The organism is Pseudomonas sp. SJZ078 (assembly GCF_007828255.1).
Classification (GTDB): Bacteria; Pseudomonadota; Gammaproteobacteria; order Pseudomonadales; family Pseudomonadaceae; genus Aquipseudomonas.
Genome location: NZ_VIUG01000022.1, coordinates 23,827 through 39,228, shown reverse-complemented (window position 1 = coordinate 39,228; position 15,402 = coordinate 23,827). Strand labels below are relative to the sequence as shown.

Here is a 15,402-nt window from a genome sequence, read left to right as displayed (position 1 = left end):
TGGTCATGAACGCGCCTTTGCAAGGCCGCGCGGCCAGCAATCCCATCCCCACCGATACGGCGCTGTTGTCGGTGGATAACGTCAGCCTGGAATACCGCACCCCGCAGCGCGTGGTGCGGGCCACGCACCGGGTGAGTTTCGATGTCGATCCGGCGGACCGGTTTGTCCTGCTCGGCCCGTCCGGTTGCGGCAAGTCCACGCTGCTCAAGGCCATCGGCGGTTTCATCGCGCCGTGCGAAGGCCAGATCCGTTTGCAGGGGCAAACCGTCAGTGCCCCGGGGCCGGACCGGATCGTGGTGTTCCAGGAGTTCGATCAGCTGCCACCGTGGAAAACTGTCAAGCAGAACGTAATGTTCGCCCTGTTGGCGTCTCACACTCTCAAGCGTCGCGAGGCCGAAGAGCGGGCACTGCATTACCTGGACAAGGTAGGGCTGGCCGCTTTTGCCGATGCCTATCCCCATACCCTGTCTGGCGGCATGAAAGCCCGTGTCGCCATCGCCCGGGCGCTGGCGATGCAACCGAAAATCCTGCTGATGGACGAGCCCTTTGCCGCCCTCGATGCCCTGACCCGACGCAAGATGCAGGAAGAGTTACTGCTGCTGTGGGAGGAGGTGCGTTTCACGCTGCTCTTTGTCACCCATTCCATCGAGGAGGCGTTGGTGGTGGGTAATCGCATCCTGTTGCTGTCGCCGCATCCGGGGCGGGTGCGGGCGGAGATCCACAGCCATCAATACGACTTGCACAGCCTGGGTGGCGCGGCGTTCCAGCAGACGGCGCGACGGATTCATCGGCTGCTGTTCAATGAGGGCCAGTCGCCGGACAGCGAGCGTGAGCTGGATTTCGCCGACATCCGCATCGCGTATTAAGGGGAGCGTTCCATGAGCCAGTTATCGCCCGTGCGCGAAGAATACGAAGTTGACCTGCAGCCTCTGACCCAGGTGCCGCTGGAGCGCGAATTGCCGCTCGGCCAACGGCTCTGGCAACAGGGTTGGTTGCGCAAGAGCCTGATCCTGTTGCTGCTGGCGGTGTTGTGGGAAGCCGTGGCCCGTTACCAGAATAATGACCTGCTGCTGCCAGGTTTCCTGCAAACAGCCAATGCGTTGTACGACGGTCTGCTCAGCGGCGAGCTGCTGGGCAAGGTGTGGATTTCCCTGGTGGTGCTGCTCAAGGGCTATCTGCTGGGGATCGTGCTGGCGTTCGGGCTGACCACGCTGGCGGTGTCGACGCAGTTGGGCCGCGACCTGCTCAGCACCCTGACCTCGATGTTCAACCCACTGCCCGCCATCGCCCTGTTGCCGCTGGCATTGTTGTGGTTTGGCCTGGGGCAGAACAGCCTGATTTTCGTGCTGGTGCATTCGGTGCTGTGGGCGCTGGCGCTGAACATGTACGCGGGGTTTCTTGGTGTGTCCGAGACGTTGCGCATGGCCGGGCGTAACTATGGGCTCAGGGGGGTGCGCTTTGTGCTGTTCATCCTGATCCCGGCGGCGCTGCCATCGATCCTCGCCGGGCTGAAGATCGGCTGGGCCTTCGCCTGGCGCACCCTGATCGCCGCCGAGCTGGTATTCGGCGCCACCAGCGGCAAGGGTGGGTTGGGCTGGTACATCTTCCAGAACCGCAACGAGCTATACACCGACAAGGTCTTCGCCGGATTGGCGGTGGTGATTCTGATCGGGTTGTTGGTGGAAAACCTGGTGTTCGACAGCCTGGAGCGGGTGACGGTGAGGCGCTGGGGGATGCAGCGTTGAGCAGGTAAGACTCCTCGCCCGGGTTTTGGGTTGCCTGGGCTGACGTCATCGCGAGCAAGCTCGCGCTCACAGGGCCGTAGTCCAACAATAGAATAGACAAACAGGATTAGTTCCAAGCTATCGTTAACCTGAGCAGATAGGGTGATGTCCTTATCCCGGCTAGCCTAGCTCCATCGAAAGTATAAACATCACATTAGAGTTGCCTTGGCATAATATGTTTTCTCGTCAGGTACTGTTTCAAGGGTTGGACCTGCTAGGTGGTCTGGCTTCGACGCTGTTACTTTTCAGGCGTCGATTAGAACTTAATAGTAGTACTGCTTCGAAACAGTTACGTCAGGGTCGGGGGCATTCGGTTTATCGAAAATAAATAGGATATATACCGTTGCCCATTTATCCCAAATTCTCATGTCGGTGTTTCGCTCATAGGGATGCCATTGTCCGTCCTGCCACATCGAGTCGGGAGAAAAGCTTGACCACTGCCCAGCCGAATTATCTATAAGAATGTTAATGTTGGCTTTATTCCCACCACTTTGACCATTGCTTCGAGTTATTCGGTATGCAGTCGTTTTGAACTGCAATCGTCCATCAACATAACGATGCTGAAAAGTTAGTTCTCCTTTGTAGTTACCCGTGCTCCCTGAAAGCGTATCGGTTCGCCAGGGGATTTCGCTCGTTTTACCTTTGATGTTGTTTGAATCGATGTTGGCCGACTCAGGCTCCAAGATGGAGGGTTTAAGCTTGTCAAGAGATACTCTGATTGCAGATCTTAACTTTTTTCTCTTCTCCAGATGTGCCTTTTCAAGCACTTCATTACTGAGGTCGTCATTAATATTGGTTGTCTGGTTATTGCTCATGATGCTGTCCTCTAGTAGACGATCTGAGCGTTCCGTTGACGCTCAATTGCCGGAGCGCCGTGGATAGACGCAAGAGCAGTAGAAACCTTTAAGACCGGCTTGCGTACCTGTCGTAGTTGACAGTGCCGACGAACGGCGACCCTGTCCGACGGCTACTTTCCGAGTGTCTACGGCACTTTGCGCAAGGGACTGTAGATCCCCCAGAATCCGCCGGCTTGGAAGCCTTGGCCTTGCCCTTAATGTGATTCGTGTCGCTGATACCCAACGATGGGATTCAGTTGCCGGTCATGAAAAACAGATGCACAAGCTTCACCTGTGGAGTGAGCTTGCTTGCGGAGGCGATATTCGAAGTTCACCCAGGCGTATAAGCCGATCCGCCTCCCATTCCACCAGCAAATGCACCTTATCGACCATCCGGCTTAGGTTTCAGGCGCTCCAGGCGGCGAACGTTATTTATCGCTGCCCAGGCCATTAGCCAAGTAAAGCCCCGCCCTTTTCCTTTAGACTGGCCGCCCTCAAGCAAGCCTTCAGAACATGGAATGCCAACCTCTCCCAACACCCTTCGAAAAGCCCTGGTCGCTTGGCTATACGCCGCTGCCCTCATGCATCTGCTGGTCAGCCTCGTGCTGACCTGGGCAGGGCATTCCGGATTGCTCGACGGCTATCTGCAAACCATCGAACAGGCTTTCTGGCCCGACGCTGCGGTGCCTTCGGCTGCCCGGGCGCAGCAGGTCTGGTGGCTGGCGCTGTTCGGCGCCACGTTGCAAAGTTATTCGCTGTACATGCTGGCCCTGGTCCATCTCGGTAATCGACTGAGAAGCGCGATGCCTTGGGGGTGGTTGATTGCCGGCATCCTGCTCTGGGCGCCCCAGGACATCCTGCTTTCGGCCCAGGCGCAGGTCTGGTCGCATTTGTGGTTCGACAGCCTTGCCCTGTTTGCATTGCTGCCTCCGCTGTTCTGGCTCTACCGTCATGATCGCCGCAATCCCCTCGTCGACCACCTGCTAAGTGAGTCAAACCATGCCTGATTTTTCTCTCCTCGACTGGGCCATCGCGTTGTTGATTGCCCAGGCTGTCCTGGGCGCGCTGGATACCCTCTATCACCATGAACTGACCGTCGCGCTGCCCTATCGCCACAGCGCCCGGTTGGAGCTGTCGATCCACGCCCTGCGTTCGTGTTTCTACGGGGTTCTGTTCCTGGGCATCGCCCACCTGACCTTCCAGGGAGCGTGGGCGATTGTCATCGGGTTGCTGTTCGCCCTGGAGATCGGCCTGACGCTCTGGGATTTCGTGGTCGAGGACCGCAGCCGCAAGCTGCCGGCCATCGAGCGCATCATGCACACGGTGCTGGCGGTCAACGGCGGGGCGTTCTTCGCGCTGTACGGGGTGCAACTGGCGCAATGGGCGAGTTTGCCTACCGGCCTGGGCGCGCTCGATCTCGGCTGGCGCGGCTGGTTGCTGACGCTGTTTGCCGTAGGTGTCAGTGCCTCGGGTATTCGTGACGGGCTGGCGGCGCTGCGCATGCAACGCCAGGGCAAATCCGGCAATCCGTTCGCGGGCGGCATCCATAAGCGCGTGTTGGTGACCGGCGGCACCGGGTTTATCGGGGAGACGCTGGTCAATCAATTGCTCGATGCCGGGCACACCGTCAGTGTGCTGGCCCGGGATCCGTTGAAAGCGGCCTACCTGTTCGACGGCCGTGCCCGTTGCCTGCGCTCGCTGAACAAGCTGGGCCATGACGAAATCTTCGATGTGATGATCAATCTGGCGGGGGCGCCGGTGGCCGGTCCGCGCTGGAGCCCCCGGCGCCAGGCGCAGCTGATTGCCAGCCGGGTCAATACCACCGAAGCGTTGATGACCTGGCTGAAGAACGCCCGGAACAAACCGACGCTGTGGGTTCAGGCTTCGGCCATCGGTTTTTATGGCGTGCGCGATGCCAGTGAAAGACTGGATGAGCAAGCTTCCAAGGGCGATGGTTTTATGGCCGACCTCTGTGCTCGCTGGGAAGCGTCGGCGCGGCCAGCCGTTGAATTGGGCCTGCGGCAGGTGGTGATGCGCCTGGGCGTGGTCTTTGGTCCGGGCGGTGCGCTGTTGCCTTTGCTGATTCCGTTTCGCCTGGGGTTCGGTGGGCGGATGGGTGATGGGCGGCAGATCATGAGCTGGATACACCGCGATGATGTGATCCAGGTGATCGCCCGGGCCTTCGACGATGAGAGCCTGAGCGGCACCTACAACCTGGTGGCGCCGGACACGGTCAGCCAGGGAGAGTTTGCCGAGCGCGTCGGTAAGGTTCTCAAGCGCCCGGTATGGTTTCACATCCCTGCCGCACCGGTGCGAGCCCTGGCAGGGGAGATGGCCCAGTTGTTTTTCGACGGCCAACGCGTGGTGCCGAGCCGTCTCGCTGACGCCGGGTATCGGTTCCGTTACCCGACCCTCGACGCTGCCCTGCGTGATCTGGCCTGAGGACCGCTCATGAGCAAGCCCTTGATGTACCTGCTGGCCGGTAACGGAAGCGCCGCTGATTGGTGGGACGATGCATTGCCGCACTTCGAGCGCTACGAAGTGCTGCCGCTGGAACTGCCCGGCTTCGGCAATCATCCCCAGGCGCCTTGCGAAGACCTGGCCGCCTACGCCCAAGCTTTGCTGCAGATGACGGTCAAGGGCAGCGCGATCACCGCCGTCGGGGTGAATGCGCTGTTGGTGTTGCATGCCTTGCAGCGTCAGCCCGGGCACTTCTGTCGCAGTGTACTGCTGGCGCCGGTCGGGGCGTTTTTGTGGCAGCGCCGCCTACCGGCATTGATGTCGCCCCTGCCGCTGCGCAAAACCATTCATTGGCTGTTGGCAAACCAACCGACGCTGTTTGCCCGCAAGTTTTCCAACCAGACCTGGACGCCTGCGCAGTACCGGCGCATGGGTGCCGGGTATGCGCGCTGTCGGGCCTTTGTGCCGCACTGGGATCTGGTGCGCGCGGACACCGCGTTGCCACTGCTGGAGTGGATTACCGATCCGGTAGAACTGGTCTGGGGCGATCAGGACAATGTTCTGGGCATCGAGCAGGCCGCGGCGTGGTCAGCCATTCTCGCTCGCGCCGATCTGACCATCAGCCTGAAACCCGGCTGGGGTCATTATCCGTGGATTGACGCGCCGGCCGAGTTCGCCGCGTGGCTGGAGTCGGACGAGCGAGGATTCGTCGCCCATACCAAGGGTGGGCGCTTGCGCCTGGCGGCGCTGGCCGGGCAAGCGGTGCCTGCGGCGCTGTCGCTCAACGACTGCCATGATCCGCGCCTGCCGGCGTTCCTCGACGATCCATCGGACGCTCTTTGGGCGGTGCGTTCCTCCAGTTATGGCGAGGACCAGGCCGATGCGGCGAATGCGGGCCTGAGCACCACGTTCTTGCGTGTAGCGACGCAGGATGTGCCGGCGCGCGTTGCCGAGCTGAATGCAACGGGGGTCGAGGAAGTGGTGGTGCAGCGATTCATCACGCCGCGGCTGTCCGGGATCGCCTTCGTCCGTCACCTGGCCGTCGAGCTGGAGTGGGTCGAAGGTCATCTTGAATCATTGGCCGACGGTCAGGCGAGCCCTGAACGCGCGATCATTTCCCGGCTGGGCGATTCATGGAACAGCGACACGTTCAAACCTTCCCACGGCCTGACCGCCGATCAGCTGTGGCGATTCCTGCAAGGTGTGCTGCGGGTGTTCCACTACGTGCCCGGTGATGTTGAATGGGCCTGGGACGGCAAACAACTCTGGCTGCTGCAATACCGGCCGATCAGCGATTATGGCTGGCGTCGACACCTGACCGCCGCCAATATCGCCGAGATCCTGCCGCCGCGACCCAGTGTCCTGGTGGAGTACGCCCAGCGCCGTGCCGCGGCGAGCATTCCCGCTATCATGGCGCGTTGGGACGCGCGGATATTGCAGGACAACGAGCCCTTTACCGCGGTGTTTGGCGGTGCTTCGTACATCAACAACGACCTGTTTCTCGCGCGCCTGGCGGACTGGGGCATCAGTGCCAGCAACTACGCGGGTGAGGTCGGCGGCGCTACACCGCATCTGCCTTGGCGACCGCTTCGCCTGATCCGTTCGCTGCCGTTGTTCCTGCGCATGCAGCGCATCGCTCGTGGGCATCTGCCGAGGTTAGAAAAGGGTTTACTGCGCTTCGACCGGGAACTCTGCGAGCTGACCGAACAGGGGGCTGGCGGGCAACAATTGGCCGACTGGTTCACCCGTTTCTACGTATTTGTGGTCCAGGGCAACCTGTGCATCGCCACCGCATTGGCCAGCAGCGGTGGCGACTGGCTGGGCCGGCCCCCGACCGTCTATGACAACCTGGAATCCGCCCCGCATCGGCTGCCATGGGAAACCGACCCGGCTACGCCGCGTCCGGCACCGACCGAATTGCCGCTGCAGGCGTTCCCTCGATGGCCGTTGGCGGTGCGCCTGGCCCATTCGAGCGGTCTGCCGGGATTGCGCGGCTACTACCTGCAAGTGCGTGAGTGGTATCGCGACAACCTGATGCGGATTTTTTTTCGCCTGCATCACGCCATGCCGGCGGCCGAACGGGCCCATTGGTTCGCACCGCATCCGGACGTTCGCAGCCGGGAAGGCAGCTTCTGGCAGGACGGTCGCGAGGGCACCGAGCAAGCGAGTGGATTCCTGATCTACCCGGGACAGGTGCAAGGCATCCTGGGCGACGACATTCTGCTTGAAGAAACCCTGGACCCAGGTCGCCATGCACACTATCAAAACGCCCGGGCAGTGATTGCGCGCATGGGCGGACGCTTGTCCCATGGCTCGACCTTGCTGCGCGAATTGCGCAAGCCCTCGGCGGTACTGCCGCAGGTGGATGCGGCCTGGCTGGGTCGCGAGGTGCTGTATCGGGATGGGGAGTTGACGTTGGTGGAGTAGGGCGCGGCTGGGGTGGTCGCCAGCAGCGAGGGAGACCCTGAGTCGGGCGAATTCTGACGTCAATCGTTGCCTAACCCCTCTCCTAACCTTTTTGAAATAAGAGATTTCCCAAACCTGAACGCATCTCCCTTGACGCTCCCCACCGCTGTCGTAGACTCCGACCATCCGTCAGGGAGTAGCGGTCATGCAGCGTTTTTGCAGTTGGTTTGTGGGATTGGCCTTTATAACGTGTGCGGTCCAGGCGCAGACGTCTGTCGCGAACGATCCGTTGTTCGAGAGCAACGTGACGGCCGGGGCGCCGGGTGGCAACGAGGCGCGAGGGGTGCTGCGGGCGCGGGATCAGGCCGTGCTGGCCAGTGAGTTGGCCGGACGTATCGTCGAATTGCCGTTCAGTGAGGGCGAGTCGTTCAAGAAGGGCGATACCCTCGCGCGTTTCGATTGCTCGGCCTATCAGGCCCAGCTCAACGCCGCCCAGGCGGCGAGTCGGGGCGCCAATGAGGAGTTGGCGCATAACCGGCAGCTGGAGGCATTGAAATCCGTCGGGCGTTTCGAGGTCTCACGGGCCGAGGCCCGGCTCAGCGAGGCCCAGGCGCAATCCCAGGTGTATCAGGTCCAGGTCAAGCGCTGCAGTGTGGTCGCACCGTTCGATGGGCAGGTGGTGGCGCGCAAGGTCCAGCGTTATGAGAGCGTGGCGGCCGGCGCGCCGTTGCTGGACGTGGTCGACAACCGCACCCTGGAGATCCATCTGCTGGTGCCGTCGCGCTGGATGGACAGGCTCAAGCCCGGCCAATCCTTCACATTCATTCCCGACGAAACCGGCCGGCCGCTGCAAGCGACGGTCAAGCGCCTCGGCGCGCGTATCGATGAGGGCAGCCAGACGTTGCTGCTGGTGGCGAGCCTGCCTGATGCCAGTGGCTTGCTGTCCGGCATGAGCGGCACGGCGCGTTTCGCGGAGTCCAAGTGAACGCGCCGGTCATGGGTAACGCCGAGCAGGTATTTGCCCGCTTCCTCGATCTGGAGCGTCAGACGCGGGCCGCGCGTAACCCGACGCAACTGAGCTACAGCCTGGTCAACGATGGCCAGGCCCTGTTCGGGTTTCGCCACGCCGCGCTGTTGATTGCCGGCAAAGTGCAGGCAGTGACCGGCATCAGTGCCGTGGAACCGAATGCGCCTTTCGTGGCGTTTGTCGAGCAGGCGGTAGCGCAATTGTTCAAGCAAGGCCTGCTGAACCAGGCTCGGGTGATTGCTGCCGGTGGTGTCAGCGAGGCCGTTCAGGCGGACTGGCAAAGCCTGTCGGCCGGGCAGGTATTCTGGCTGCCGTTGATCGATCACAAGGGTCTGGTCTTCGGCGGTCTGTGGTTGGCCCGTGACCTGCCCTGGACGCCGGCCGAGCAAGTACTGCTGTCGCAATTGGGCGATACCTACAGCCATGCGTGGCTGGCGTTGCAACCGCGCAAGCCGTGGCGCCTGCGCTGGACGCGCAAGCGCCAGGTCGCGCTGGTGGCGGTGCTGTTACTGGGCTTGCTGGTCCCGGTGCGCCAGTCGGTGCTGGCCCCGGCCGAAGTGGTGCCGCTGGGTGGCCAGGTGGTGGCGGCGCCGCTGGACGGCGTGATCGCCGAATTCATGGTCAAGCCCAACCAGGCCGTCAAGAACGGCGACCTGTTGCTGCGCTTCGAAAGCACCAGCCTCAAGGCCCAGGCCGATGTGGCCGAACGCGCATTGGACGTGGCCGAGGCGGAGCTCAAGGCCAACTCCCAGCGCTCGTTTGCCGATGCCGAATCGAGCTCAAAGATCGACCTCCTGGCCGCTCGCGTCGAGCAGAAACGCGCCGAGCGCAACTATGCCCTGGAGTTGCTCAAACGCAGTGAGGTGCGTGCCGAACGGGATGGCATTGCGGTGTTTGCCGATGTCGAGCGCTGGCTCGGCAAGCCGGTGCAGACCGGCGAGCGGTTGATGGAAATCGCCGACCCCAGCCAGGCTGAGCTGCGTATCGAATTGGCGGTCGGCGACGCGATAACCCTGGCTCCCGGTGCGCAAGTCGCGTTGTTCCTCGACAGCGATCCGTTGCAGCGGCATGTGGCCTGGCTCGAGCGTTCGGCCTACGAGGCGCAACCCACTGCCGCCGGACAGCTGGCCTATCGGTTGGATGCGCGTTTCGATGCCGCGGCACCGCGCATCGGCCTGCGTGGCACGGCAAAAATATTCGGCGATCGTGCGCCGTTGGCGCTGTACCTGTTGCGTCGACCATTGGCTGGGCTGCGCCAGAGCGTAGGTCTGTAGCGTGGACCTGCCGAGCCTGCGGCCGGATCTGCAGCTGTCTCCGGCGGCAGCGGACCCTGATGGTTCGCCTCAATGGACGCTGGCCGATCCGGTACGCGGGCGCTATTTCAAGCTGGGTGCGGCGGCGATGCGCATGCTGCGGCATTGGTCCCTGGGCGACCCGGAGCGGGTGCTGCAAGCTGCGAACCGTGAGCCGGGCCTGCCCCTCAACGGCGAGTCGCTGGAGCAGTTGCTGGGCTTTCTACGCGGTCACGATCTGATCAGCGCAATGGATCCGCAACAGCGTGACAGCTATCAGTTCAAGACGGCCGCCCGGCGCCAGAGCCTGTGGCAAATCCTGCTGCATCAATACCTGTTTTTCCGGATTCCACTGTGGCGTCCAGACGCTTTCCTCAACCGCGCCTGGCCCTGGCTGGCACGGTTCGGGCCCAAGATCCTGCGCTATGGACTGCCGCTGACCCTGGGTGCCGGGATTTTCCTGGTGTCACGGGATTGGCAGCGGTTCCTGGCGACTTTTCCACACCTGTTCAGCCTGGGCGGTGCGCTTGCGTTCGGGGTGGCATTGTTTTTCGCCAAGCTGTGCCATGAGTTCGGCCATGCCTTCATGGCCAAGCGCGCCGGTTGCCGGGTGCAAAGCATGGGGGTGGCGTTCATGGTGCTGCTGCCGATGTTCTATACCGATGTCAGCGACGCCTGGCGGATCAATGATCGTCGGGCTCGATTGCTGATTGGCGCCGGTGGCGTGCTGGCGGAGCTGCTGCTGGCATGCATCGCGCTGCTGGCCTGGTCGTTGTTGCCCGATGGGCCGGCCCGCACCGCCGCGTTCATGCTGGCCAGCGCCACCTGGATCACCACGCTGATCATCAACCTGAATCCCTTCATGCGCTTTGACGGGTACTTCCTGCTCAGCGATTTCTGGGCGGTGGATAACCTTCAAGGCCGGGCATTCGCCTTGTGTCGCTGGCGCTTGCGCGAAGCCTTGTTCGGTTACGGCGCGGTGGCACCGGAACCCTGGTCGCCGAAGATGCGCCGTCGCTTGCTCATATGGGGATATGGGTCGTGGTTGTGGCGAGCGGTGTTGTTCTTTGGCATTGCCCTGGCGGTCTATCACCTGTTCTTCAAAGTGTTGGGCATTTTCCTGATGATGGTGGAATTGGTCTGGTTCATTTTCATGCCTATCGTGAATGAGTGGCGACAATGGTGGCAGCGTCGCGAGCAAGCCCATGGGCCGCGGGTGTTGCTGACCGGATTGGTCTTGCTGGCACTGATCCTGGCCTTGCTTTTGCCCTGGCGCAGCGCCGTGGAAGTGCCGGCGATGCTGGAGGCCGGTCGTGCCAGTGCCTTGTATGCACCGGTGGCGGCCCGGGTCAAACAGGTGAATGTGCACGATGGGCAGGTGGTGGCCCAGGGCGATGTGTTGATTGAATTGGAGTCGCCGGACATGGCGTCACGCCTGAGCATCGTGCGTCGGGAAATCGAGATCCAGCAATTGCAGATGCGTCGCCGGGCCGGCCGCAGCGAAACCGCTGCCGACGCAGGTATTGTCGAGCAACAACTGGCCGAAGCCGTTGCCGAGTATCGTGGCCTGGTCGCCCAACGTGAACGACTGTTGCTGCGAGCGCCCCATGCCGGCCAGGTGCGTGACCTGCTGCCACAATTGGCGGTAGGCCGCTGGTTGTCACCCACGCAACCGCTGGTGCGGGTGGTGCAGGCCGACTCCCGCCTGCGCGGTTACCTCACCGAGGCCGAGCTTTGGCGGGTCGGGCCTGGCGCCACGGGACGATTCATTGCCGATGATCCGATGCACCCTTCGATTGCCGTGCAACTGAATGAAATCGACACCAATGGCACCGCCTGGGTCGAGCAGCAGGCGTTGACATCCGATCATCATGGGCCGATTGCCGTTCGCCGTGATTCGCAACAGCGGGCCGAGCCGGTGCAGGCGCAATACGGTGTACGCCTGAGCGCCGTCGATGACGAAGCTGCTCCGTCGCAACCGCTGCGGGGAGTCGTGGTGCTGCAGGGGCAGGGCGAATCGATACTGGGAGCGGCCTGGCGTCGGTTGGCGGCGTTGGGTGTAAGGGAAAGCGGATTCTAAGGAGCATACATGGAGTCAGTAGCGGCAGAGGGACTGGTGGTGCGGCCGTCGCGGGTCAGCGATGGTCCGTTCTTGCAGAGTCTTTATCAGGCGGCGCGACCGGACCTGCAATGGATCGATGGCGAGCACGAGCAGGTGCAGCAGGTGATCGCGCAGCAGTTCCAGGTGCAGGAGCAGGGGCTGGGGGACAACTTTCCCAATGCCATGCATTACGTCGTGGAAAAACTCGGCACCGCTATCGGCGCGTTAAGCACCGATTTCGGTGCCAATGAAATTCGTGTGCTGTACCTGGCTTTCATTCCCCAGGCCCGCGGACAGGGTTATGGCCGGACGGTGTTGCAAGGCGTGCAGAAAGCCGCGCAACAGATCCGCTGCCCGGTGGCGACCGTGGTCTGGACCAGCAATCCTCACGCACGGCGGCATTACCTGGCGCTGGGCTTCGAAGTCGAGGAACGTAACCCGGCGGCGGAACGGTTGGTCTGGTATCCGAAAGGCAACTGACAGCTCAACATTCCTTAATGTGTGTGGGATGTTTCTGTGGGAGCAAAGCTTGCTCGCGATAGCGGCAGTCACGAGCAAGCTTTGCTCCCACAGGGCCGCTGCCCTGCGATTGGAAAATCAGTTACGGGATGGGAACAGACCGTTCAAGGCGATGCTGAAGTTGATGACCAGGAATGGGTTCATGATTGCCATCGGCAGTCCATTGCCCGTAGGAGCCACCGTGCCGCTGACCGTGGTGGTCACGCCTTTGAGCGGTACTGGCGACGCACCTAGCTGGTCGGAATAGATATTCGCCGCTCCCGGTCCGGTACCTGAAGTGCCGATGAAGGAGTTGGTGGCCGTTGGCGCGTTCAGTGGATTACTGGCCGGGTTCGCCAGTTGCAAGGTGGTTGCGGCGGTTATGCCCGTCAGGGTGTGGGTGTGGTTGGGCAGGTTGTTCAGTGTTGCCGTCACGTTTTCAGTGCCGGAAGTCTCGCCGATCACACGCGGGGACAGGCCCAGGCCGTTGCCCTGGCCCAAGGGCAGTCGGCTTTGCAGGTTTGGCAGCATGAAGTTGGTCTGGCCATTGCCTCCGTAGTAGGTGCCGATCAGTGAGAACAGTGCCTGGTACTGCGAGATGCCGAGCGTCTGCCCACTACACAACGCCCAGCCGCTGGGTGCGAAATTAAAGGCAAACGACTGGATAGTGCCCATGAATACTTCCATAGATTCCTCGTCCTTCAGGTTATCGTTCTGGTGTTGCCAAGGAAGAAGATTGCGTTCAGCCCGACTCCTTTATTCCCTGGCCTGATCACGCACGGCTGAGCGTAGACGTGGTTGCCATGCTCTGCCGAGTGAAGCTTCATTGCAGATCCCGTGGGGGAGCGGGCTTGCTCGCGAAATCGGTGTATCAGTCGACTTCACTGCTGCCTGACACGACGCCTCGCGAGCAGGCTCGCTCCCACATCAGTTGAACGCGATATAGAAATACCCCACAGCCGGGTCTCGTCCCATGGGCGGTACCCGCGACACGAACACCCCTTCGAGCCTGCCCAGTTCGGGCACTTCCAATGAGCACAAACCGTCTACGAAATCGGTGGCCTGCAAACTGTTGAATTCGATGCTGAAAGGCATGCGCTCTGTATTGGGCATTTTCGCCCGAGGCGCATGCTCGAGGGTTTCGATCCGTACGGGCAGACAACTGCCGTCAGGCAGGGTCAGGTGACTGGTCTGACCCAGCAGTGGTTGGAAATGGTGGCTATGGACGGCTTGCAACATATCGATACTCCAACAGGCCAGAGGGCCATGGTCCTCCGGCGGATCATCAGTTTCGGGATGGGAAGTAGCCTTGCAGGGCAATGCTGAAGTTGATCGCCAGGAATGGGTTCATGATTGCCATCGGCAGTCCATTGCCGGTAGGGGCGACCGTGCCGCTGACCGTCGTGGTCACACCCTGCAGCGGTACCGGCGAAGCACCTAGCTGGTCGGAATAGATATTCGCTGCACCCGGCCCGGTGCCCGAGGTACCGATGAAGGAGTTGGTGGCTGTTGGCGTATTCACCGGGTTGCTGGCTGGGTTCGCCAGTTGCAGGGTGGTCGCGGCGGTTATGCCGGTAAGGGCGTGGGTGTGGTTGGGCAGGTTGTTCAGCGTCGCCGTGACGTTTTCAGTGCCGGAGACGGTGCCGATCACCCGAGGGGTCAGCCCCAGGCCGTTGCCCTGGCCCATGGGCATCCGCCCCTGCAAGTTGGGGAGCAGAAAGGTGGTCTGGCCGTCGCCGCCGTAAGTCACCCCGATCAGGGCGAACAATGTCTCGTATTGAGCGAGACTGAGGGTCTGCCCGTTGCACAAGGCCCAATCCCGGGGGGCGAAGTTGAACGCGAACGGCTGGATAGTCCCGATAAATACTTCCATAGAATCCTCATCCTTCAGGTTGTTGGTCTGCGGTATCTGGATACAACGGGTAAAGATGCGATCACCTGGCCGGTCACGCCCGGCTGAGCGTAGACGGGGTTATTTCATTCTGCCCGTGGACTGAAAAAGGTTGCCGCGTGGCTTAATCGATTCAGGTTTGGGGGTGAGCTGTACCGTCCATCTTTTTTTCAGGAACAGGTGTGTTTGATGTCAAAGTAGTACTAGTCGAGGTTTGTTTCCTCGTCTACTCTTCGGACACAAATGGACTACAAACGGTGAAAGGGATTGTCAAAGTTTCACTTTATCTCCGGTCTACCGCGCTCAGGCTCGACCCTGCTTTCTGCGATCCTGTTGCAGAACCCACGCTTTCATGCCGGCATGACCAGCCCCGTCGGTACGCTGTTCAGCAGCGTATTGCAGCAATGCAGTGCCGGTAGCGAATTCGGTTCGGTGATCGACACTAACCTGCGCCGTCGCCTGCTGCGTGGGTTGTTCGATTCGTACTATGCCGACAAAGCCGACAAGCCCGTCATCTTCGATACCAACCGCCAGTGGTGCGCTCGTTTACCCGCGCTGCAGGATCTTTTCCCCCAGGCCAAGACCATCGCCTGCGTACGCAACGTTGCCTGGGTGCTCGACAGCCTGGAGCGGCTCTACCGCGCCAACCCGTTCGAGAACACCAAGCTGTTCAACGACGATGACGAGCGCAACACCGTCTACAGCCGCTGCGAAACCCTGGCCCAGCGCAACCGTCTGGTGGGATATGCCTGGACGGCACTCAAGGAAGCCTATTACGGCGAAAACGCCGAGTCGTTGCTGATCGTCGACTACGACCTGTTGAGCCAAGCGCCCGAGCGGGTGATGCGGCTGATCTACGAATTCATCGACGAGCCCTGGTATGAACACGATTTCAATCACTTGACCTACGACGCACCGGCCTTCGACCAGGCCCTGGGCGTTGCCGGCCTGCACAAGGTCAAGCCCCGGGTCGCGCCGCAAGCGCGACGGACCCTGCTGCCGCCGGATCTGTTCGAGAAGTATGCCGAGTTGTCGTTCTGGCGCGATGGCTCTGCCAGCGCCGCCAATGTCATTCGTATGAAAACCGACGCCGCGCTCAGCTGAGCG

Annotated in this window: 14 protein-coding genes; 10 read left to right on the top strand and 4 right to left on the bottom strand. The window is 61.5% G+C overall.

What is annotated here, in order from left to right; genetic code table 11:
- The first annotated feature begins 5 nt into the window (after positions 1–5).
- Positions 6–866 carry an ABC transporter ATP-binding protein gene (locus FBY02_RS18895; protein ID WP_144929759.1) on the top strand — a complete coding sequence of 287 codons (861 nt, stop codon included), beginning with the start codon at positions 6–8 and terminating at the stop codon, positions 864–866.
- A gap of 12 nt (positions 867–878) precedes the next feature.
- Positions 879–1,745: an ABC transporter permease gene (locus FBY02_RS18890; protein ID WP_144929758.1), complete on the top strand. Its 867-nt coding sequence runs from the start codon at positions 879–881 to the stop codon at positions 1,743–1,745.
- 302 nt (positions 1,746–2,047) lie between these two features.
- Here FBY02_RS18890 and FBY02_RS18885 read toward each other — a convergent pair whose 3' ends face one another.
- Complete coding sequence (locus FBY02_RS18885) at positions 2,048–2,599, bottom strand: hypothetical protein (RefSeq protein WP_144929757.1); 552 nt, start codon at positions 2,597–2,599, stop codon at positions 2,048–2,050.
- A gap of 539 nt (positions 2,600–3,138) precedes the next feature.
- Between FBY02_RS18885 and FBY02_RS18880 the strand changes: the two genes are divergently transcribed.
- The 7 genes from FBY02_RS18880 to FBY02_RS18850 all read left to right on the top strand — a co-directional run bounded on the left by FBY02_RS18880 (position 3,139) and on the right by FBY02_RS18850 (position 12,386).
- Positions 3,139–3,627 (top strand): cell division protein, encoded by a 489-nt coding sequence (locus FBY02_RS18880; protein ID WP_144929756.1) that lies wholly within the window; start codon positions 3,139–3,141, stop codon positions 3,625–3,627.
- Positions 3,620–5,062 carry a TIGR01777 family oxidoreductase gene (locus FBY02_RS18875; protein ID WP_144929755.1) on the top strand — a complete coding sequence of 481 codons (1,443 nt, stop codon included), beginning with the start codon at positions 3,620–3,622 and terminating at the stop codon, positions 5,060–5,062. The genes FBY02_RS18880 and FBY02_RS18875 overlap by 8 nt, the downstream gene beginning before the upstream one ends.
- A 9-nt stretch (positions 5,063–5,071) precedes the next feature.
- Positions 5,072–7,507 (top strand): alpha/beta fold hydrolase, encoded by a 2,436-nt coding sequence (locus tag FBY02_RS18870; protein ID WP_144929754.1) that lies wholly within the window; start codon positions 5,072–5,074, stop codon positions 7,505–7,507.
- A gap of 184 nt (positions 7,508–7,691) precedes the next feature.
- Positions 7,692–8,471 (top strand): efflux RND transporter periplasmic adaptor subunit, encoded by a 780-nt coding sequence (locus FBY02_RS18865; RefSeq protein ID WP_144929753.1) that lies wholly within the window; start codon positions 7,692–7,694, stop codon positions 8,469–8,471.
- Positions 8,468–9,787: an efflux RND transporter periplasmic adaptor subunit gene (locus FBY02_RS18860; protein WP_144929752.1), complete on the top strand. Its 1,320-nt coding sequence runs from the start codon at positions 8,468–8,470 to the stop codon at positions 9,785–9,787. Before FBY02_RS18865 ends, FBY02_RS18860 begins: the two co-directional genes overlap by 4 nt.
- 1 nt (position 9,788) lies before the next feature.
- Positions 9,789–11,885, top strand: a complete 2,097-nt coding sequence (locus FBY02_RS18855) for an efflux RND transporter periplasmic adaptor subunit (RefSeq protein ID WP_144929751.1) — start codon at positions 9,789–9,791, stop codon at positions 11,883–11,885.
- A 9-nt stretch (positions 11,886–11,894) separates the two neighbouring features.
- Positions 11,895–12,386: a GNAT family N-acetyltransferase gene (locus FBY02_RS18850; RefSeq protein ID WP_144929750.1), complete on the top strand. Its 492-nt coding sequence runs from the start codon at positions 11,895–11,897 to the stop codon at positions 12,384–12,386.
- Between the two features lie 117 nt (positions 12,387–12,503).
- Here the strand turns inward: FBY02_RS18850 and FBY02_RS18845 are convergent, their stop codons facing one another.
- The 3 genes from FBY02_RS18845 to FBY02_RS18835 form a co-directional block, all read right to left on the bottom strand.
- A complete protein-coding gene (locus tag FBY02_RS18845) occupies positions 12,504–13,091 on the bottom strand; it encodes a phage tail protein (RefSeq protein ID WP_144929749.1) in 588 nt (195 codons plus the stop codon).
- Between the two features lie 240 nt (positions 13,092–13,331).
- Positions 13,332–13,643: a hypothetical protein gene (locus tag FBY02_RS18840; RefSeq protein ID WP_144929748.1), complete on the bottom strand. Its 312-nt coding sequence runs from the start codon at positions 13,641–13,643 to the stop codon at positions 13,332–13,334.
- Between the two features lie 46 nt (positions 13,644–13,689).
- Positions 13,690–14,277 carry a phage tail protein gene (locus FBY02_RS18835; protein ID WP_144929747.1) on the bottom strand — a complete coding sequence of 196 codons (588 nt, stop codon included), beginning with the start codon at positions 14,275–14,277 and terminating at the stop codon, positions 13,690–13,692.
- A 285-nt stretch (positions 14,278–14,562) separates the two neighbouring features.
- Between FBY02_RS18835 and FBY02_RS18830 the strand changes: the two genes are divergently transcribed.
- Positions 14,563–15,399, top strand: a complete 837-nt coding sequence (locus FBY02_RS18830) for a sulfotransferase (RefSeq protein ID WP_144929746.1) — start codon at positions 14,563–14,565, stop codon at positions 15,397–15,399.
- The last annotated feature ends 3 nt before the right edge of the window (positions 15,400–15,402 follow it).